Annotated in this window: 15 protein-coding genes; 10 read left to right on the top strand and 5 right to left on the bottom strand. The window is 55.7% G+C overall.

Annotation, left to right across the window (positions count from 1 at the left end):
* Positions 1 to 162: 162 nt before the first annotated feature.
* The 3 genes from G6R38_RS22115 (at position 163) to pelA (ending at position 4,315) form a co-directional block, all read left to right on the top strand.
* Positions 163 to 783: an RNA polymerase sigma factor gene (locus G6R38_RS22115; RefSeq protein ID WP_166830944.1), complete on the top strand. Its 621-nt coding sequence runs from the start codon at positions 163 to 165 to the stop codon at positions 781 to 783.
* Between the two features lie 101 nt (positions 784 to 884).
* On the top strand, positions 885 to 3,221 hold the full coding sequence (locus G6R38_RS22110) for a serine/threonine-protein kinase (RefSeq protein ID WP_166830943.1): 2,337 nt from the start codon (positions 885 to 887) through the stop codon (positions 3,219 to 3,221).
* Between the two features lie 77 nt (positions 3,222 to 3,298).
* Entirely contained in the window at positions 3,299 to 4,315 is a 1,017-nt protein-coding gene (gene pelA, locus G6R38_RS22105; protein ID WP_206028677.1) for a pectate lyase, read from the top strand.
* 96 nt (positions 4,316 to 4,411) lie between these two features.
* Here pelA and thrS read toward each other — a convergent pair whose 3' ends face one another.
* Positions 4,412 to 6,673 carry a threonine--tRNA ligase gene (gene thrS, locus G6R38_RS22100; protein WP_166831083.1) on the bottom strand — a complete coding sequence of 754 codons (2,262 nt, stop codon included), beginning with the start codon at positions 6,671 to 6,673 and terminating at the stop codon, positions 4,412 to 4,414.
* Between the two features lie 354 nt (positions 6,674 to 7,027).
* Here thrS and G6R38_RS22095 point away from each other — a divergent pair, with 354 nt between their 5' ends.
* Genes G6R38_RS22095 through G6R38_RS22085 form a run of 3 tightly spaced genes read left to right on the top strand, consistent with a single transcriptional unit; the run spans position 7,028 to position 9,992 of the window.
* Entirely contained in the window at positions 7,028 to 7,729 is a 702-nt protein-coding gene (locus G6R38_RS22095) for a methyltransferase domain-containing protein (RefSeq protein WP_166830941.1), read from the top strand.
* Positions 7,726 to 8,880: an NAD(P)/FAD-dependent oxidoreductase gene (locus tag G6R38_RS22090; RefSeq protein ID WP_166830940.1), complete on the top strand. Its 1,155-nt coding sequence runs from the start codon at positions 7,726 to 7,728 to the stop codon at positions 8,878 to 8,880. Before G6R38_RS22095 ends, G6R38_RS22090 begins: the two co-directional genes overlap by 4 nt.
* Positions 8,877 to 9,992 (top strand): type III polyketide synthase, encoded by a 1,116-nt coding sequence (locus tag G6R38_RS22085; protein WP_240928332.1) that lies wholly within the window; start codon positions 8,877 to 8,879, stop codon positions 9,990 to 9,992. The genes G6R38_RS22090 and G6R38_RS22085 overlap by 4 nt, the downstream gene beginning before the upstream one ends.
* Before the next feature lie 19 nt (positions 9,993 to 10,011).
* Here the strand turns inward: G6R38_RS22085 and G6R38_RS22080 are convergent, their stop codons facing one another.
* Positions 10,012 to 10,872, bottom strand: coding sequence for a radical SAM protein (locus G6R38_RS22080; RefSeq protein ID WP_166830939.1), 861 nt, complete (start codon positions 10,870 to 10,872; stop codon positions 10,012 to 10,014).
* A gap of 11 nt (positions 10,873 to 10,883) precedes the next feature.
* Positions 10,884 to 11,987 (bottom strand): HD domain-containing protein, encoded by a 1,104-nt coding sequence (locus G6R38_RS22075; RefSeq protein WP_166830938.1) that lies wholly within the window; start codon positions 11,985 to 11,987, stop codon positions 10,884 to 10,886.
* A gap of 249 nt (positions 11,988 to 12,236) precedes the next feature.
* On the opposite strand from G6R38_RS22075, the gene G6R38_RS22070 reads away from it, so the two are divergent.
* From G6R38_RS22070 to G6R38_RS28580, 4 genes are all read left to right on the top strand, one after another.
* Entirely contained in the window at positions 12,237 to 13,478 is a 1,242-nt protein-coding gene (locus G6R38_RS22070) for a lactate racemase domain-containing protein (RefSeq protein WP_166830937.1), read from the top strand.
* 72 nt (positions 13,479 to 13,550) lie between these two features.
* Positions 13,551 to 14,339 (top strand): histidinol-phosphatase, encoded by a 789-nt coding sequence (gene hisN, locus G6R38_RS22065; RefSeq protein WP_166830936.1) that lies wholly within the window; start codon positions 13,551 to 13,553, stop codon positions 14,337 to 14,339.
* An 8-nt stretch (positions 14,340 to 14,347) separates the two neighbouring features.
* Entirely contained in the window at positions 14,348 to 14,848 is a 501-nt protein-coding gene (locus G6R38_RS22060) for a hypothetical protein (protein ID WP_166830935.1), read from the top strand.
* Positions 14,849 to 14,921: 73 nt separating this feature from the next.
* Complete coding sequence (locus tag G6R38_RS28580; protein ID WP_166831081.1) at positions 14,922 to 15,470, top strand: REP-associated tyrosine transposase; 549 nt, start codon at positions 14,922 to 14,924, stop codon at positions 15,468 to 15,470.
* An 84-nt stretch (positions 15,471 to 15,554) separates the two neighbouring features.
* Here G6R38_RS28580 and G6R38_RS22050 read toward each other — a convergent pair whose 3' ends face one another.
* Positions 15,555 to 17,315, bottom strand: a complete 1,761-nt coding sequence (locus G6R38_RS22050; RefSeq protein ID WP_206028676.1) for a cation:proton antiporter domain-containing protein — start codon at positions 17,313 to 17,315, stop codon at positions 15,555 to 15,557.
* Between the two features lie 195 nt (positions 17,316 to 17,510).
* Complete coding sequence (locus G6R38_RS22045; RefSeq protein WP_166830934.1) at positions 17,511 to 21,461, bottom strand: DUF6797 domain-containing protein; 3,951 nt, start codon at positions 21,459 to 21,461, stop codon at positions 17,511 to 17,513.
* Between the last annotated feature and the right edge of the window lie 26 nt (positions 21,462 to 21,487).

Below are 21,487 nucleotides of genomic sequence, written 5' to 3'. Positions count from 1 at the left end.
CTTGATAACCGTGCAAACCGCTCGGTAGACTCGATTGTTAACAAAGCCCACACCTGCGGCGTTCGTGTTCCGAGCGGCTCATTTTCTTGAGTTCGTAGCCGGGTTTTGACGTCACTCATCCGAGCGTCGGTTGATTACCAACCGTTGCAGAGGGGGAGGAATATGTCGCCAGAACCTGCCGAAACACTCAGCCAGACCGCGTTTCAGCGGGTTCATGCAGGTGATGCAGACGCTTGTGAATTGGTCGTTCGGGTCTACGGTCCGATCGTGTATCGCTGGGCTAGACGCGAAGGACTGTCGGATGATGTATCCCAAGACCTCATGCAAGATGTCTTTCTCACCGTCTTCCGCAGTTTCGATCCGCAACGCAAAGGCCGATTTCGGCATTGGTTGTGGCGTGTGTTTCGCAGTCGCTTGACCGACCGGTTCCGTCGCGAACAGAAACAACCGCTCTCACTTGGTGGCACCGCAGGCCAGCAATTCTTTCAAGACGTGCCCGATCTGGCGGATACTCCGCCCGATGAACACAGCCCTGACGGACAAGCCGATCAGAAACTTCTGCTCGTTCGAGCGGTGATGGCGATGAAATCGCGGTTTCAAGAACACGTGTGGCAAGCGTTCTGGCGAGTTGTGATCGACGGCCAACCCCCAAGCGAAGTCGCCGCCGAACTCAAGATGTCCACGTGGGCGGTTTACAAAGCCAAATCGCGATGTCTCAAGCTGATCCAAACCGAATTGGCCGGCTTGGAGATCGAGTGGAACCGGAGTTTTCTCACGCAATGATTGGATTTTCAATCGGAAGATTCGTGTGAATGTCCAAGCCACACGTACTTTTAAGTGGAAGCCTCATGCGAAGTCTTGTGATTCCGAAGTGAACCGTTCTGATGCCAATTGACCGCGAATGTCCTGACGAGAGCACACTCCGCGACATCCTCAATGACGTTTCCGGAGAAGTCGAACTCGAAGACTTGGCGACCCACATTGATCGTTGCCAGGACTGTCAGCAACTTATCGAGCGATTGGGGCGGGAGTCCGGCGAAGGTGTGTCGTGGGATTCGCTTGACATTGCCCAGTCCACTTCGTCTCCGTGTGATGCGGTTGTCGATCGGTTGGTTCGGATCGTGCGTGGCGAGACGCTGGCGGAGCATCTTGACGACACCACACCCGACGCACCACCGCCGGAACGCTTGGAGCATTTCCGCATCGTGGAAATCGTTGGCCAAGGGGGAATGGGCACGGTTTACAAAGCGAAAGACACCCGGCTGAACCGGTTCGTGGCGTTGAAACAACTGCGTCCGATTCTGGCCCGTAACGACGAGATTCGCCAACGGATTCTTTCCGAAGCCCAAGCCGCCGCCGCGATTAATCATCCGGGAGTGGTGTCGATTCATTCGGTTCACGACGACCACGATCCCGCGTTCTTCGTCATGGAGTACGTTGAAGGTCCGTCGTTGCAGCAAGTTTTGTCTCAGCAACCGATGATGTCCGTGGACGAAACCATCACCACTGCGACTCAAGTTTTGCAAGCGATGGCAGCCGCCCATCGGTGCAACGTCGTGCATTGCGACATCAAACCCGCCAACATTCTGTTGGATCGCGTTGCCGGAACCGCACGGTTGACGGACTTTGGAATTTCCTACGCGGCCAGTCGGGACGAGAGCGGCCATCCCGAGAAGTACCTGGGCACGCCGCTTTACATGTCGCCCGAACAGTGTCGCGGATCGCGAGTCGACGCCCGCAGCGACTTGTTTAGTTTGGGCGTCCTGATGTACCGAATGCTGACCGGTGTGTTTCCGTTCGCTGGCGAGTCCGCGGGAGCGCTCAAAACGAGTATCCAGCAAACACCACCCGTTCCGATTTCAACGCATCGCCCGGACCTGCCTGAATGGCTAATGGACCTGATCCATTGTCTGATCGCAAAGGATCCCAACGCTCGCCCGCAATCGGCAACGGAAGTCATTGAGTTGCTCGCCGTCTACCAAGAAGAACGGTCGCCGCGATCGCGATTCTTTTTACCGTTGGCGTTGGGGACCGTCTTGCTGGGGCTTGCGGTTTACGTGGTGTGGGACCGTCCGAAACCGTCTCAACCAACTGCGGACCTGCCATCGGAACCACTCGTCACTGCCGCGAATTTGCCGCGAGTTCCGGAACCCATCGAGTTGGTTTCACCGCCCGAGGCCACACCGTTTTATCAGGGTTTGGCATCACCAAGTTTGCCGCTGCTCGAAGCGGATCCATCCATCGAACTCGAATTTCGTGATCCAAGTTGGCGACTGATCGAAACTTTTCGGGTGAATGGAAAGGTGCGTTCGGCGAAGTTCAGTCCGTTTGATGGCAGCATTTGGTTTTGTTACATCGGCACCGAGGCACCACGTGGTGTTTACCGGATCGGTCCGCTTGATCCGCCACGCAAGTACAGTCGAAAGTTACCAATCACTCCCGTGGCTCCGTCGCCGAAAAGTTGGCGATCCACTGGGAAAGCTCGATTGATTCAAGCAACGTCGATGACACATCTCGTTGAGTTCTCATCCACCGGACGCTACTTCGCCTTTCCCTTCGGACGCGACGGCCTCGTCGTGCTCACCGAAACCGCGACCGGCGAACAAATCGGTGGCTATCAATGCCGGTTGAATCGCGACAACGATCCAACGGCCGTCACCTTTTTGCCTGATTTTTACCACGGAGAAATTGGCGAGCCGGGAGAGATCCTCACGCTTGATTATGGTTACCCGTCCTATCCTGGCAGTATCTGGAAATGCACGCTCGACAACGCGACATGCGTTGAAATTGGAATGCCGGACGAATTCAATAATCCGACGGACATCACCGTTGGTCCGAACTCCGTCTATGTTTGCCAGCGTGCTGCGGACGACGAGAAAGGCCCGCGACACGAAAGCCACTTCAAACGACGCCTATTTGAAGTTCGGCTCGACCGCCTCGTTCCCATTGTCACGACCCGGCCGCTCCGGCTGACCGAAGCCATTGTGTACGACCCGGTGACTCAAGGTTTGCTCGTCACGACACGGTATCCGTCACAGTTGTTGCATGTTGACCTCAACTCGGATTCGCCCCGCAAGAAGACCACACTCATCACCAAAGGTTTCAACGAACCCCGTACCGACGGATTAGACATCTCGCCCGACGGCCGCTATTTGCTCATCAGCGATTTCGTCGTCGGCACGATTCACGTACTCGAACGGGTTGTGTCGGTCGAAGATTGATTTTCGCTCGTCACCGTCTGACAAGAAACACACGCGAATTCTTCTACCCGATCCACCATGGTTTTGGAGAAATGACAATGGGGTTACTGCATCTCTTGGGTAAAATCGCTCCGGTCTTGGTATTGGTTTCGACGCTCTACGCAGACACACCCGCCGAGCATTTGCTGAAAAAGTCAGATGACTGGTACCGCAGCGATGCCGGCCAAACCACAGTGAAGAATGTTCTCTCCTGGCAGACGAAGCATGGTGACTGGCCGAAGAATACAGATACCACGAGCCGTCCGTTTCCCGACAATGCCAAGCACCCAACGGGAACGTTCGACAACGGTGCCACCACGGGTGAATTGCGTGTGTTGTCCCGCGCGTATCGTGTGACCGGCGATGAGCGTTGCAAGCAAGCATTTCTTCGCGGTTTCGATCACATTCTGACGGCTCAATACGGCAACGGCGGTTGGCCGCAGTATTATCCGCTCAGCAGGAACTATCATCGACACATCACCTTCAACGACGGTGCGATGATCCGGCTTCTCAATTTCCTGCGCGATATTGCCTTAAAGACTGACGACCAGTGTCTCGACCCGAAGCGTCGTGCAGCCGCAAAAAACGCATTTGATCATGGCGTCGAATGCATCCTGAACTGTCAGATTGTTGTGGATGGCAAACGCACGGTCTGGTGTGCCCAGCATCATGCGGAGACGCTTGTGCCGGTGAAGGCTCGCAGCTACGAACACGCCTCCTTGAGCGGTGGCGAAAGCGCTGGAATTCTGACGTTCCTAATGAGTCTCGACGAACCATCACCGGAAGTCATTCAGGCGGTTCATGCCGGTGTCAGTTGGTATGAGTCGGCCAAAATCGAAGGCGTCCGCTACCGGAAAAGCAAAACGAAACCCGCACTCACTCCAGACCCGAACGCTCCGCCACTTTGGGCCAGATTCTACGAAATCAGGAGCAATCGTCCGATCTTCAGCGACCGTGATGGCGTCATCAAATACGATATCGAAGAAATCGGCAACGAACGCCGCGGTGGTTACACCTGGTACGGCAACTGGGGCAATGGCGTTTTCAAGAGATACGCAAATTGGCCCCATCGATGAGTTGGCGCGTCACCCGTGTTGCATTGTTGAGCTGGAACGAAACAAGGACCAGTCTTTTGGGAAGACTGGTCCTTGTTGATGGATGCCGAAATTGAATTAGTATTCGTTCTGTGCTTCGCCTTCGGTTTCGAGGTGGGCGAAGTCGCTTTTGACGACTTGTCTCACGACGCGGTCGTCGACTTCTTTCTTGAGTTTGGTGATGGCGTCTTCGAGGGCCATCGCTCCCAAGTCGCCGTCGATACGGTCGCGGACGGCGACTTGGCCGGATTCCGCTTCTTTCGGGCCGACGACGAGCATGTAGGGAATCAGATCGAGTTGGGCCTCGCGAATTTTCGCTTGGACTTTCGAACTGCTGCTGTCGACGTTCACACGGAAGCCAGCCGCACGGACTTTTTTCTCCACCTCTTTGGCGTAGTCGAGTGACTTGTCACTGAGGGGCAACACGCGGATTTGCTCGGGCGCGAGCCACAACGGAAACGCTCCGGCGAAGTGCTCGATGAGCATACCGACAAAGCGTTCCATCGAACCAAACGGGGCGCGGTGAATCATCACCGGGCGGTGCGGACGGTTGTCGGTCCCGATGTATTCCAGTTCAAACCGTTCCGGCAAGTTGTAGTCGAGTTGCACGGTGCCGAGTTGCCATTCGCGACCGAGACAGTCCCGCACCATGAAGTCGGCTTTCGGACCGTAGAACGCCGCTTCGCCTTCGCACTCGGAGAACTCCAAGCCGGATTCGCTTAGCACCTTCTTGAGCACGCCTTCGGCTTGATCCCAAAGTTCGTCGCCGCCGACGTACTTGTCGCTATTCGGATCGCGTTTCGACAATTGCACGCGGTAATCGTCCAGCCCGACGCTATTCAGCACGAACTTGACGAGTCCCAAGGTTTCGCGGAATTCCTCCTCGACTTGATCGGGAGTGCAGAACAGGTGGGCATCATCTTGGGTGAGGCCACGCACACGGAGCATCCCGTTGAGTTCGCCGGATTGCTCGTGCCGATAGACGGTGCCGAACTCCGCCAACCGCACGGGCAAATCGCGATAGGATCGCGGTTGAGCCTTATACATCTGCACGTGATGCGGGCAGTTCATCGGTTTGAGCAAGTACCGCTCTTGCTGTTTCTCCCAAAGCTTCAACAACTCGATACGCCCCTGGAGTGCTACGCGGCTTCGATAGACGTTCAACTGTTCCATTGGCACACCGAGAGCGCCAGCCGCGTCGAACATTTTCTGCTCGAACTCGGAAAGTTCTGGACCGATCTTTTGCGATTTCGGGTCTTGATCCGGTTCTTTGAGTTTTGTCAAGTGCTCGATCCAACCGTCAACCAATTGCCCCGCCGGATGTTGGAAGATCGGTGCAAATTGCGATTCGCGGTAATACGGGAAGTGACCGCTGATCTCGTAAAGTTCCACTCGGCCGATGTGCGGTGAATACACCGGTTCATACCCACGGGCGAGTAGTTCGCGTTTGATGAAATCTTCGAGAAGGGCCCGAATGGTCGCGCCTTTCGGCTGCCACAAACACAACCCCTGACCGACATCATTGCTGATCGAAAACAGATTCAGCTTTTTCCCGAGCACGCGGTGATCGCGTTTCTTGGCTTCTTCGAACTTTTCGAGATACGCCTTCAAATCTTTCTTGTCGAAGTACGCGGTGCCGTAGAGTCGTTGAAGTTGCTTGTTGTCCGCATCGCCTTTCCAGTAGGAACCGGCTACAGAAAGCAATTTGAACGCCTTGATTCGCCCGGCATCGGGGATGTGCGGTCCACGACAGAGATCGACGAACTCACCTTGCCGGTAGAAACTGAGATCGCCGTGTTCCGCGAGGCCGGTTTCGATGTGCTCGCACTTGAGTTCTTGGTTCAAATCTTGACACAGTTTGAGGGCTTCATCCCGACTGAGCGAGAACCGCGAAAACTCCTCGGCTTCCTTAATGATTTTCTTCATCTCCGCTTCGATCGCGGGGAAATCATCTTCGCTGATGCGTTGCTTCAGATCGAAATCGTAGTAGAAGCGATTGCCGACAGTCGGCCCGAATGCGAGCCCAACGCCTTCGTACAATCGCATGACGGCTCGCGCCATCACGTGAGCACACGAGTGTCGCATGACCGCAAGGGCGGCTTCGTCGAGTTCAGCAGCACGATCGCCACGATTCTTCTTGGTGAGCAATGTGAGATTGATCGGTGCGTCGTCGCCGGCAACGTCTTCCAGCGGCCGCATGGCGTCCACGACGGTGCCATTCACTTCCGCCGCGACCACGTCGTTCGCCAATCGGGAGCCGATCGAGGCGGCAACATCAATCGCCGAGCTACCGGCGGGGTAATCTTTTTGAGTTCCATCGGGAAGCAGAACCGAAACCATGTCGATGCGTCCTTCGGCGGCCTCTTCGCTGCCGCCATTGGTGAGATGACCGTGGGAGTCGCCGGTACGAAAGGCAATCTCCATCCCCCAACGGTGCAGACACAAAACCTCAGCCGACGGTTCACACCGCTACTGAGGCTGAAAACGCGTTATAGCCCAGCGACTTTGAGAACGTCAAGCACTTCATGATTCGCTCGAAACAACACAGCGGTCCTGGTGGATTCCCCCGCTTTTCCACACGCCTTCTTGCCGTCCGACGAATACGCCCGATAATGACTGACACGTATTGAACGTTCTCACCAATATTCTCCCGAAAAAGATTCAGGTTTCGATCCGTTGCTTAAATCCACCTCAATGTCAGAACGAATTCGCGAAGACGAGGTCATGGATCAGCCGGGTTTGGATCAGGAATCGCATCGTTCGGCGCTCAGGGGGCTGCGTCGTGTCAACTACTGGAGTCGCACCGCCAAACGTATTTGGCCTATGCTGCGAGAATTGGCGAAGGATCGGAAGCAGGCTCAAGTGCGGGTGCTCGATCTGGCTTGTGGCGGCGGTGACGTGACGCTGGCATTGGCGAAACAAGCTCGTCAGACGGGTCTTCCCGTGAGTTTGGAAGGTTGGGACAAAAGTTCAACGGCCATTGATTTTGCTCGGGAAGCGGCGAAGTCGATAGACTTGGATCACGTACAATTTCAAGTTCGTGACGTCTTGGCTGATCCCATCGAAGAACGATTCGACGCCGTCATTTGCACGCTGTTTTTGCATCATCTAGAAGTCGACCAAGCGAAATCCCTGCTGGAACGAATGCGGTCGGCGGCAGAGCGTCTGGTCGTGGTGGATGATCTTCGGAGAACGTCCGCCGGATTGTGGTTAGCTCGGGTAGGGACCCAGATTCTTTCGCGGTCGCCGGTCGTGCATACCGATGCGTTGTTGTCGGTGCGGGCGGCGTTTACCAACGATGAGATTCGGGAACTTGCCGAGTCCGCTGGTCTGAATGGCTGCGAAATCCAACCCCATTGGCCGCAACGTTTTCTCTTGAGTTGGAAGCGATCGTGAACGCTTCTAGTCAACACACAACCGCATCCGATCTGAACGATCGTTGGGATGTCATCATCATTGGGGCGGGGCCAGCCGGAGCACTCACTGCGAACCTGTTGGGACGCTCCGATTTGCGGGTATTGCTCGTCGATGCCAAACCGCTTCCCCGTGCAAAAGTTTGCGGCGGCTGTTTGAATGCCCGCTCGATCGAGTTGCTCGAACACCATGAATTGAGTGCCGTTTTGGACCAATCGTTTGCCACACCTCTGAAAACAATTCAATTGGTGGGGACAGCGGGGCATTTCGATTGGCCATTACCGCAGAACCTAGTGATCAACCGAGCCGACTTCGATGCAGCGTTAGTGAATGCAGCGATCGAAGCGGGCGTGACATTCCAGCCCCGTACGTTGGCCACGGTGCTGCCGGAAGCTGATCCGGGCTCGCGAACGGTCCGGCTGCAATACGGCGGTGACATTTCGGAAGTATTCGGTCGTGTGGTTATTTGCGCGGATGGTTTGGGGCAATCGAGTCTGCGACAACTTTCGGAGTTCTCGACGAAAGTGATGCCCTCATCGCGGATTGGTCTGGGAGTCGTCGTGCGGGACGACAGCGAGCATTATCCAAGTGGACGTCTTTCGATGGTCGTCTCGCCGACAGGGTACGTGGGTTTGGCTCGGACTGCGGACGGACGTTTGAACATCGCGGCTGCCGTCGATGCAGAGACACTCGCTTCTTCTTCCCCATCAGCCGTGACTGCTGACATTCTCGCTCATTGCGGGATGCCGAGACTCGCAGGGATTGAGTCAGTGCAATGGCAGGGGACGCCGACGTTAACTCGATCCAGTCGTCGTGTGGCGGCGAATCGGTTACTTGTGCTAGGCGATTCGGCGGGCTATGTCGAGCCGTTTACCGGCGAAGGCATGTCCTGGGCGATGCACTCGGCCATACTGTTGGCACCGATCGCTCGACGAGGAATCGATCGCTGGAGCGACGCGTTGGAATCGGAATGGAATCTCACACTCAAAACGAAAGTTGTGCGAAATCAATGGACGTGTCGCCTGATCAGCAAGATTCTCCGCTCACCGCGATGGACCGGTCTCACACTGCAAGCGGTTCACAAGGTTCCTTTTCTGCGGCGGCGAGTGATGTCGCGACTGGCCGGCCGGTGACCCATCGTGTCCGGTCCGAAGACGCCCGCTTGGTCAAGTTGCTTTCCATCGGCACCGCGGTTCCGCCCGGTTCGATTTCCCAAACTGACGCAGCGACGTTGGCCACTCAGTTCACGCACGGACGTTACCGAAAGACCGTACCGGCGTTGTATCGTCGCGCGGGAGTCGAAAATCGTCATTCGGTCATCTGTGACGAAACACCATCCGGTCCGTTGGAGAATGCCTTTTACCCTGCGGCAACCGATGACGAAGATCGTGGACCGACCACCGCGACACGCATGCAGAAATATGCGACCGAGGCCATACCGCTGGCCGAAGAAGCCTGCCGAATCGCCGTTGCGGATTCGAATATCGATCCGAAAGACGTGACCCATTTGGTGACGGTTTCGTGCACCGGCTTTTCGTCGCCCGGCGTCGATTTGGCGTTGGTGGAGCGGTTGGGGTTATCGCGGCAAGTCGCCCGAACGCACGTGGGATTTATGGGGTGTCACGGGTTGCTCAACGGTTTTCGTGTAGGGCATGCCTTCGCGAACGATCCCAACGCAACGGTGCTGATTTGTGCCGTCGAGCTGTGCACGCTTCATCAACAATACACCGACGATCCCCAACAAATTGTCGCCAATGCCTTATTCGCGGACGGTGCCGCCGCCATCGTCCTGCAACAGGAAAGTGAGCCCAAAGCCTCGCCGGGCTGGTCCTTGAAAGGGCAGAATTCCTGTGTCATTCCTGAGACATCGGATTTGATGACCTGGAAAATCGACGATCACGGTTTCCAAATGACGCTGTCCCCGAAAGTTCCGGACATAATTCGGGCAACGCTGGTCGATTGGCTGCAAAACTGGCTTAGCTTGTTTGGCCTGGCCATCGAAGACATTCCGAGTTGGGCCATCCATCCTGGCGGTCCGAAAATTATCTCTGCCACCGGACAAGCACTGGAACTGTCGGCTGAGCAACTGGTCCCGTCGCAGTCGATCCTCAAACGCTTTGGCAACATGTCGTCGCCCACAATCGCGTTCATTCTGAACGAATTGCGGACGAATGGTGCCGACGGGCCCTGTGTGGCTCTCGCGTTCGGTCCCGGTTTGACTGTTGAAGCGGCACTATTTCTTTGAACGTGAAATCACCGGCGGTTCAATAGGTTTCCGTTTCCAACCCGCAGCGGTTTTGGACTTGAGTTGCGATCGCGTCCAACTCGTCTTTCGTCAGCGGGGTGACAAAACTTTCCGCCGGGGGTCGCGCGACGGTGTAGACCTGCACCAGCCGAATCTGGCCGCCGGCGTCGAGTACTTCGGCGAGTCGCTCACAGTATTCGTCGATCTCCTGCGGCGTGGGCGGTTCGCCTTGGACTCGCATGAACAGGCTTTGAATGACAATTGGTCGTTTCTGAGCGACCGTGCTGATGTTGTCGAGAATCCGCGAAAATGGAATCTTCGTGCGTTCGATGAGCTGGTAATACTCCGCCGTGCCCGCATCGAGTTTCGCCCAAATCTCGCCATTGTTCTGATCGAGCAATTCCAACCCCGCCGCGACGACCGGCCGGTGAAACATGCTGGCGTTCGTGATGAGCACCAGTTTCACGTCATCCAAATTCCGCCCGCGTTTGAGTTCGGCGGCTCGGCGAATGATTTCGTCGAAATTGCGATACGTTGTCGGTTCGCCATCCCCAGAAAACGCGACGTCGTTGAGTCGTCGCAAATTCTCGGGGACGGATTGGAACTTTTTGTCTTGATAGAGTTGACCACTCGTGACGAGTTCCAACATATGATCGAGTTCGGCGAAGAGTTGATCAAACTCGACAAATTTCGTTTCCGCTTCGCTCCGGCGATCCACTTGGCAGTAGATGCAATCGAAGTTGCAAACCTTGTCGGGGTTGAGATTCACGCCGATCGAAATGCCGCCGCTGCGACGCGACAACACCGGATACACGAACCGATTCGTATGGAACGTGCGAGCGTGGTCGGTATGCAGCGGCACAATTTTGGTATCGGTCATGTTCAAATTTCTCAACTGCAGGTTCGTGCCAAATCGCGGATGTAATCCAAGGCGTCTTCGAGTTCCGGGACATCCACGCCGCGTTCGCGACCGGCTCGATCGCATTCGCCGAGCAATTGCAGCGTTTCGTAATCCTCGTGAGCCGCCAACCGTCGTCGTGCCCGTGCCCCGATGCTGCCGTCATGCAACTTGTGGGCATCCATATGATGCGCGATCAACCACAAGGTTCGCTCGGTGCACACATCTTTCAACGCATCGAGAGCCGCCAACACGTGATCAGTCGGATCGATCGACTTGCCGACGTCGTGCAACAACGCCGCCAGCAGAAACTCTTCATCGTATGGTAACTCGTCACATGCGAGGTCGAACACCTGCAAACTATGATAGAGCGCATCGCCTTCGGGGTGATACTTCCGCGATTGTTTCACATCCTTCATCGGCAACATCAAAGCATGATAAATTTGAAACCGATCGATCTGGCTTTCCGCTTCGATCATCGCATCGTCGAGCGACAAATCCGGATATTCCTGCTCCAAAAGTTGTTCGAACTCCGCGATCGATGCCCGTTCCATCGCCTTCCCAGTGATCGAACTTTTGAAGACGTACCCGATTTTGTCCGGTGAGTACATTGTCAGTTCGACCGGGAACCGATCCTGCACGTGAATGTGGGTGAAGACCCGTTCTTCGCCGTGTTTGCGGACACGTTTGTGTTCCACGTCGTAGACCAACCCTTGATCTTCCAAAATCCCGACGATGCTTTCGGAACTCTGGGCGAAGACGTGGATGTCGATATCCGACCCCATCCGCACATGTCCGGTCAGCACGCTGCCGATGATTTTCGGTCGAAACTCGCGTAGCAACCGCATCAGCCACAACGCCTGCACACGCATGTCGCGGAGTTTGTCGAACCGCGATTCACCCTCGTGCATGAAGGCGAAGCGTTGGATTTCGTCGCGAATCTCGCTGTTGCTGGGCAATTCGGACGGCTTCACCCAACCTTGACAAATTTTGCGAGCCGCCTTCATCTTCGCTCGGTAGTATTCCGATTCCTGCCGAGTGTACATCATTCGGGCGGCTTCAAAGACGATCTGCCGCCGCAACTTGTCGTTCGCCATGTTGTTGTGTGTCGATATGATACCAATCGCCTTCAAGGTGAATCAGTGTCCCTCCTGCTGAACAATGTTGGAGGAACAATCGAAATCGAACGCGATTGGAAATGCCCATCAATGCGACACCGGGCATTCGGATTGTAGACATCACCGACCCAGCAAGGCAAGTTCTTTGTGATTTGCCGGTCACTTTGCTATACGAGGGCTGTGTCGACTGTCTCCATACGTATTGGCTCTTTTTTCGATACCCGACCGATGTCCACACCCACCCCGCTATCGCCCGACCAAGTTCGTCAATGGATCAGCACGAACGTCCCCACCGCCGAATTCCAAGGCAAACGTGTGCTGCTGATCGTCCCCGATCACACGCGGACGGCTCCGTTGCCGTTGTTGTTCGAAGCGTTGCACGCTCATCTCGGACCGGCTGTGAGCCAATTAGACGTGCTGATCGCCCTTGGCACACATCCGCCGATGACGGAAGAGCAAATCGATTTGCTTCTTGGACTCTCGCCGGAGCGTCGGCAGAACGAGTTCCCGAATGTCGGGCTGTACAACCACGCCTGGGATGACCCAAACGCCCTAACCACGATCGGCACACTCACGAAAGCCGACACGGAACGCGTGTCCGACGGCAAACTTTCGATGGACGTGCCGGTCCAGATCAACGCCCGCATCAACGATTACGATACGCTCTTAGTGCTCGGCCCGGTCTTTCCGCATGAAGTTGTCGGGTTCTCCGGTGGGAACAAATACTTCTTCCCTGGCATTAGTGGGCCGGAGTTGTTGAACTTCTTCCACTGGCTCGGGGCGTTGATCACGAACGTCGGCATTATCGGTGTGATGGATACTCCGGTTCGGCAGGTCGTTAATCAGGCGGCGAAGATGATTCCCGTCGAGCGGAAGTGCATCACGTTCGTCGTCGCGCCGGATGCCTCACCGTATGGTCTGTTTTACGGGACGCCCGAAGATGCGTGGGCGAACGCGGCAGGGTTGTCGTCACAGGTGCATATCGTCCGCAAACCGAAGCCGTTTCACACGGTGCTTTCGTGTGCTCCACCGATGTACGACGAACTTTGGGTCGCCGGAAAGTGCATGTATAAGTTGGAACCGGTCGTCGCGGACGGCGGGGAACTTATCATCTATGCCCCGCACATGCACGGCATTTCGATCACGCACGGTGCGAAGATCGAAGCCATTGGCTACCACGTTCGCGATTACTTCCTGAAACAGTGGGATCAGTTCAAAGATCACCCCTGGGGTGTGCTGGCTCACTCCACGCACGTTCGCGGCGGTGGCACGTTCGAAGACGGTGTCGAGAAGCCCCGTGTGCAAGTCACGTTGGCCTCACAAATTCCGCCCGAAGTCTGCGAGCGAATCAATCTTGGCTACCGCGATCCGAACACGATTGATATCGAAGCCTACGCCGACCGGGAAGACGAAGGTGTGCTGCTCGTCCGGAAAGCTGGTGAGCAACTTTACCGTCTGAATGATCAATAGTTTTAACTGACTCACAACTTTTTCAATTCACACCCTCACGACTAATCTCGCCTGAACGGAGTTGTCCGCCCTATGTCCGAGACCGACTACGAATCTCGCTTGAAACTCGCCGTTGACGCTGCGAAGGAAGCGAGCGAGTTGATCCTGAAGTACTACCAAACCGACAACATCGGCCTCGAAAGCAAAAGCGATTCCTCTCCCGTGACGGTCGCCGACCGCGGAGCCGAGGAGTTGCTGCGAATGCGGATCGGTGATGCGTTCCCCGACGACGGCATTCTCGGTGAAGAATTTCCACCGAAAGAAGGTACGAACGGCTACCGTTGGATTCTCGATCCGATTGACGGCACGAAGTGTTTCGTCGCGGGCACACCGTTGTTCGGCACGCTGATCGGCATCGAACGTGATGGCAAAATGATCGCGGGCGTATGTCGGTTCCCAGCTCTCGATGAAGTCGTCTATGCCCGCGAAGGCGGCGGAGCGTGGTTCCAAACTGGCGACAAGGAACCGAAAGCCGCCCAAGTTTCATCGGTCGATCAAATCGAAAACGCGTTGGGTTGTTTCACCGAATTGGCTGGCTGGTACAAGATCGAACGGAAAGAACTGTTCGACAAACTCGCCAGCTCCGCCCGAGCGCTTCGCGGTTGGGGCGACTGCTACGGCCACATGCTTGTCGCGACCGGACGAGCGGAGTTCTCCATTGATCCCATCATGAGCCCCTGGGACATCGCCGCGCTCATCCCAATCGTCCGTGAATCCGGCGGCTACTGCGGCGACTGGGACGGCAACCGCATCATCGACGGCGGCAACGGCGTCTCCACAAACGCCGCGATGAAAGACAAAATCCTCGGCATGCTGAAATAGACAACCTGTTGTCACTGCTCGTTGCGAGTGATTCGAAGTTAGAAAAAAGATGGATGTCGGAGCCAAATGAAGAGCAGGTAGAATTGGCGCGTTCGTACTGTGTGTTTGCAACGCTTGTTGCAATGCCAGTTTGGTGGTTCATTTTCGTTCTCTTCGCGACCGGAGACGAATTCACCGATAGTCCCGCAGGCCTTGGTTTTGTTGGTTGTATAGTGGTTGCATTCGCAACTCCCGCAATAATTGCGAATGTATTTCTTGTTGCACCGTCGCTATTTACCTGTAGCTTTGAAGTCACCTCACGAAAAGGAATTTACTTCGTCCATGGTTCCACGTTAGTCACATACTCGGGTCTGTGGTTTGGCATCGAAAGTTTTTTGGGTGAAGGAACATCAGCTTGGGTCTCTCTGTTCCTAGTGCTATCGATCTTCTACGTTCCCCCGATGATTGTTGGTTCGTTGGTCTACTCGCATATCCTCGCTCAAGAGTTGAATGCCAAAGAAGTTCCGTAGGGTGCGTCGTGACGCACCAGGCGTGAATGACTCGGCAGACTACGATTTGTTCCTGTTGAATCAGCGGTTGGTCATGAGCAACTACCGACGATCTCGTGAAGGAAGAATGTTTTTCTTCACCGTTGTCACGCACGAGCGGCGATCAATTCTGACTACTGACTTTGGACGACGCACGCTACGAAAACCAATCTTGGAGGTGAAATCCCAGCGGCCTTTCGTCATGACAGCAATTGTTCTTCTCCCTGATCATTTGCATGCAATTTGGGAACTTCCATCGGGCGATTGCGACTACTCGACCCGTTGGCGTCGGATCAAATCGTTGTTTACACATCGTTGGCTGGCAGACGGGAGACAAGCTGGTTTCGTCAATCAGAGTCGGTCTTCTCGAAAGGAGCAGGGTGTTTGGCAGCGGCGCTTCTATGAACATACTTGCCGTGATGATGACGATCTCAAACGGTGTTTAGACTATCTACATTTGAATCCCGTCAAGCATCACCTAGTCGATCGGGTTACAGATTGGCCTTGGTCGTCTTTTCATCGTTATGTGGGGCTCGGAGAGTATGACCGGGATTGGGGCGGCTCTTCAGAGTTGTACGGTGATGAGTTTCAGGACGCCGAATGAAAGCGGTGCGTCGCGACGCACCCTACGAGATCTCGCTTGTTCTCGATCGAGAGGCAAAGCGACGGCGGGACCGGTCCGAATCGATCAACTGCCGCGTTTGGAGGGTGGGTCTTCGTTGGCGTGGGCGACGGCGTCTTCGAGGAAGTAGTTGATGTCTTCGGCTTCGTCTGCGTGTAGCACGGCATAGGCGTGGGCGGCGCTGCGGGCGTGATAGAGTTGCTCTCGCAGATTGATGTCGCGGGTGATTGCCGTCGCGAACGCGGCGAGCACTCTCAGGTGGCGTTTGCGGTCGGTTTCGGGAGTAGCGAGCAGCAGAACGGCGTGGATCGGTTGCCCATCGGGGGCTCCCAAATCAATGCCGTTTGAACTGATGCCCAAGATTCCGTTCATTTCGGCTCCCTCTTCGAGAACCACGTGCGGCACCATCAAGCCTTCCGACAAACACGTCGTTTCCAACGCCTCGCGTTCGAGCACTCTCGCGACGAACTGGTCTTGGGGAATCGGCGGCGGAGTGGATGACGCATAAAGCTGCGTTGCCAATTCGCGGATGATTTCCTCTTTCGTCGTTCCCGAGAGTTTGGTTGTGATGTGGTGTTCGTCGAGGAAGTCGAGGAGACGAGGGAAATCCATTCCGGCTTCACCGGCTCGTTGCAATGCAAATCGAGCTGCACTGGGACCGACGAGTTGGTTGATGGCGAGCGCTGCCAGTCCGACCGTGGTGACCGTCTCCGCGACATCATTCAAGTGTGGATCGCCCTGAACCAACAGCACGAGACCAACCGCGACACCACCGTGCGGAATCAAGGCCATCCCCAAGTTGTTCCGAACCGTGGTGGGAACGCCCGCAATGGACATCGCACCGAACGCACCGACGTACTTGCCGATGAGTCTTGCGAAGAAGAACGCCAACACCAACCCGGCGGCTTGCATCACCAAGCTAAAGTCCAGATTCATCCCGGCGAAGGTGTAGAAAGCGGCGAAAAGAACGCCGCCAATCGCGTGGAGATAGGCTTCCGTCGAACGAACGACATCGTGCTGCACATTGGAAACCATGATGCCTGCGAAGGTACATGCCAGAATTCCGGAGACACCAAAACCTTCGGCTCCGCCCCATGCTCCCAAAATGACCGCCACCATCGTTGGGCCGAGAAACGCCGGACCCACCAACGTCCGATTCAGCCCCAACGCCGCCAGGGCTGCTCCACTCCCGACTGCGAACGAGATGCCGAATTGAGTCACCACCGAACCCAAGGCTGTCGACCAGGTACTATGCCAAACGGTCCCCTCGGCACTTCCTTCGGCGAGGTAAGACGCCACGAACGCGAACGCTCCGACCGCGACCATGTCAATCAACGCGACAGCCGCCAACAGCGTGCGTGTCAGAATCCCACGTGCCCGCGCTTCCTGAACCACCAGCACCGTTGTTCCCGGCGCTCCGGCAATCGCGATGGCCGCCAGCAACAAACTGGCTCGGATCGGCATTCCACACATTGACATCGCCAACCCAACGAGGACCGGCGTGCAAATGGCTTCGCCGATGAGCAATAGTCGAAGCCGATTCCCGGAGTTTCTCAGACTCGCAATGTGAAGCGCCGCGCCTACTGTGAAGGCAATATATCCCAGCACAAAATTCATGTACGGCTTGAAGGCCCCGACCGTAGCACCGCCAAGACCTGTGAATTCACCGTGATACGGAGAGGTCGCCCGCAGCAAAATCCCGACACTGATCCAGCCCGTCACCTTGGGCAAATGGACTTTGCCGAACAACTCGCCGGCAATGATGCCCGCGACGAGCACGATGGCCATTTGATAAAGCGGACTGTCGACTGCAAATGATACATCCATGATGAAACTTCAAATTCGAGAGCATTCGCCAGAATTCGGTTTGTGGGCGCAAGTGCTTCAGTCGCTTGCCCATTCAGAAGACACGAGGGATTGTGGTTTCATGGTATAGCGTGATTTGCAAGTGCAACACAAGTCGAATGATTAGGTGACGACCGTTATCACAGAATTCCAAACCAAGAATTCTTGGCATCCGACTCAACGAACATCGTGAATCGTGCCGTGCATTGTCCGTGAGACCGTTTGCCCGTTGGGTGTTCGCAATCGGCATTGCAGTTCATAACACCAGGTCGGTGCCAACTCCGGGATGGTCAACGTGATGGTTTTTCGATCGGCCGAAAGGACTGCTGAAGTGATCTCACGATTCTGTTCGTTGTAATGTTTCGAGCCGTAATTCTTCGTGCGTTTCAAATCCCAGGTTTGGAATTGAAACCGCTCAAGTTCCGAGACGACATCCGCCGCCAAAGCGTCGCTGAAAGTGATGGATAAGGTCTTCGGTTTTGTTTGAACCTTGATGGGCATGATCGCACCGGAACCGGAATACCGAATGCGATACAATCCGCCTTCCCGCATTTGTTGGCTGCTGCCCCACGCGAACAAACCGCACACATAGAGTTGGCCATCACCAGGATGAAACCGCCCTCGCATGGTGCCGGTGGGGAATTGATCGATCGGCAATTGGCACATCGCGCCCTGCACGCCGCCGGTTTCGTCGAGATGTTCGTGCGGTACGACGAACACCTTTCCATACCCATAGGACAAATTCAGCAAGGTGTTCCGCAAGTTGCCCCACTGGTTCGCGCCGGACCATAACAACTCCGCAGGCGATCGGTCAAAGGAATTGGTGATCCAGCACAACGGCGGTTGCATGGCGGAATCGGAGGAGTCGGTCACGTCGTGATAGCCGTACATATTTCCGTAGAACCCACCTTCCACCACCCAATTGATGCGGTTTTTCGGGTTCCAATGTCCCTCTTGATCGGTGACGACAAAGCTACCATCGGGATTCATGCAAACCCCGTTCGCCGCTCGAAACCCGAATGCGAGAATCTCTGTCGCGTTGCCATCCGGCGTGACTTTCAACAACGTTCCATGATGCGGCACGACGGCTTCCAACGCGTGACGAGCCGACTTGGCGTAGTAGAAATTCCCGTTCGCGTCACGTTGCAGTCCCATGGCGAATTCATGGAAATGTTCGGTCACTTGTTGATCGTTGTTGAAACATTCGTAGAAATCGGTTGCACCATCGCCGTTGCGGTCACGAAGAATGACAAGCTGATCGCGACACGTGAGATAGATTTCTCCATTCACGATTTTCAGTCCCAACGGCTGAAACAAACCCGCTGCAATTCGTTTCCAAGTCAGCGTCGCGGTTCCGTCAGTTTGGAGTTGCGATAAGCCGGAGACTTCGTAGACGTCGCCATCCCACGAGCAAAGCGCAAGCCGATCACCGTCGGCGTAGAAATCCAAACCGGAGAAACGGAGTCGTGCCAACCAGGGATTCGAGTCGGGGGCGGTCAACGTATCGACGGCGAAGCCACTTTCGTTGAACTCACCCAAACTTGCGGTTGTCTTGAGCACTTCCGGCCAAGGATTCTCCGCCGGTTTCGTGATGAGTTCATCCAACGCCGTGTTGGGCGTCGCGTTCGCAATGGAATTCTGAATGCCGGAGACGACGGGTTCCGCAATCGGTTTTTCGTTGTTCGGGCGTGCCGTCCACACGCGGAGCGTCCGTTTTTCTTGTGACGGTGGAATCACCAGCACCAACCGCTCGTCTTGCTGTTCCAGGTGGCAACCATTCCCATCACCCGCAAAGCCCGCGAGCAAACGGTTTGCCGATTGAGACTTTCGGACCGGATTGGAAACCGCTTTGGCCGGGAATTTTTGGGGGTCGGTTTGGGCATCCGTCAGCCAGCTTGCGATCGGTGAGGACTTCGAGTTCCGTAGGTTTCCGATGGCGACCTCGCTCAAAGATTCATCGAAGAATCGCACGTCGCGAATTGAACCTTCAAAAGCGGATTGCCGAGGGAAGTTTGGCGCACCAAATCCAATGCGGAGCACGGCATCTTTCAACGGTTGTTTCGTGGCCATTCGGCGCGATGCCACTTTCTGACCATCGACGAACAACTGAACGAGTTCGGTCTCGGCGTCCCAGCTGACAGCCACGCGATGCCACTGGCCGTCGGCGATTTTGCGTCGTGACTCGACCACGCCGACCCAACCGATGTCGTAGCACAACCGTCCGCCTCGCAAGAACAACACGGTGCCGTTCGGGACCCATTTCGGGCCGGGCGTGGTGTTGGCGACGATCACGCCATCATGTTTCGTTTTGATGCTCGCCGTAATTGTGAAATCATGATTAAACGTGTCGAACGTCTTTGCGACCTGCAACCATTGCGAACCATCAAAATGACCAGCGTGAATCGAATGCTCTGGCTGATCCGTGTCGGTAGCGTTGTCGGTCGGTTCGATCGTAACGGTCTGTGCCAACGGTGTGCGGTCGAGAACGGTTCCCTCGGGAAGTGTGGCGACCAGCAGCGTGCGTGGCTTGTCGGTTGGTTGTAGTTGCAACGTGCGGACCATCGCCGGAGAGATGTCCGAACTTGCGGTCGGCACGGAACTCACCGTTTCGAGAAGACGTCTGCCACCAACGCTGTAAGAAAACACGGGACCAACTGCAGTATTGTACATGCCGTGATAGTCGGCCCATGGCTTCGGAAGCGGACCGTAACGTTTGCCGTCTCGACCTTGAACCCGCAGCGTGTCCGCGAACGAATTCGTTTCCGGATTGGCCCAACCAGGACCGGTCGGATTCTGAAAAATCACATCACCCATCGCATGGGGATGGGCTTGGTGACGGCCGTCGAAATGGATTCCCTGCCAATCAATGAAACGAGTTTTTTGCTCGGGTGAATGCACCCAACCGGCGGCGAACCGCATTGTGTCGTGATCGAACATCATCCATTGATTCCCACGGGAAATGCCGCCGGGACCGGGATCGAGCCGCACCGCAATCCCTTTGTACGCGATGTTCGATTTGTCGCGGCCGACCTCGATGGTGTTGTGCATCCATCGGCCGTAATCCATGTCCTGCCAGGGAGCGAACTCGACTGGTTCGGGACCGAACGTGTCGCCCGACGGCAGCGACTTGAGATACGGCTGAGTCACACTGACGTACTGCTCCGCGTTATGTCGTTTCAGATATTTCTCGCGGATGTAGTGGATGACATCGTATTTCTGTCGAGGCACCATCCATGTTTGCGGCAGCATCAGACCGAAGCCGTGCGTGAGGGTCTGATACATCGTGAACGGCTCGGAACCGTTCTTGAACTTTCCTTGACCAAACCGCAACGCCGTCGGCAGCGAGCCCGCCCGTTCCAAGTTGCCATGACAGTTGATGCAAAGACGGTTGTAGATTGTCTCGCCACGTGCGAACGCGTCGTCATCCAGATTGCGGATGAGACCGGCATGATCGACGTGGTTTTCGTATTCGGGAAGTTTGAAGGCGATCAAAGCGGCGGGCGGGTGCAGTTCACGGGCTCTCGCGGAACCGCCATCACGAATCTCAATCACATACTGCACCAAATCGAGAAACTGCTGGCGACTGGCCAGCGTGTTGACGACACCAGTTGGCATGATCGACTTTTGGCTTTCGAGAACTTGGTCCACTTCGGCACGTGGGATTGTTGTGATGCCGTTGGTCGTCGTCTCCCGAATTCGAACGAACTCGCTTCCATCGGCATCGGCCTTGAGACCGGTCAAAACCGTGCCATCCGTCTTCAGAACCGTGACCGTCTCGAACCCCGGGCGAATTTTCTCCGACGGTTTCAAAATAGATTCGACAATGTGCTCGACCGACGCATCCTTCCGGCTTCCCAACTCGCTGAGGTTCGGTCCCAATGGTTGCGATGGGTTGTTGGCGGTTTGATTTGGGGGTGTGCTCTCAAAGACCTGATGGCATTTCGCACAGCCAACATTCACACGATGAAAGACGATCGCCCCGCGTTTGGCATCGCCCAACTCCATCGCCGCTTTCGCCAAGTTCGTGGTAGCTTCCGCGTTCAATCGTTGCTCAAGCGTTTGAGCCGACACCACGGATGCGAACCCAAGCCACAAGAAAAGGGCGAAACTGCGTTGGAGTGAGTGCATTGCGAATTCACCTGAAATCGTGATTG

Source organism: Thalassoroseus pseudoceratinae (genome assembly GCF_011634775.1).
Lineage (GTDB): Bacteria > Planctomycetota > Planctomycetia > Planctomycetales > Planctomycetaceae > Thalassoroseus > Thalassoroseus pseudoceratinae.
Note: the sequence above shows the minus strand (reverse complement) of the source record. Positions and strands in the feature narration are given on the sequence as shown.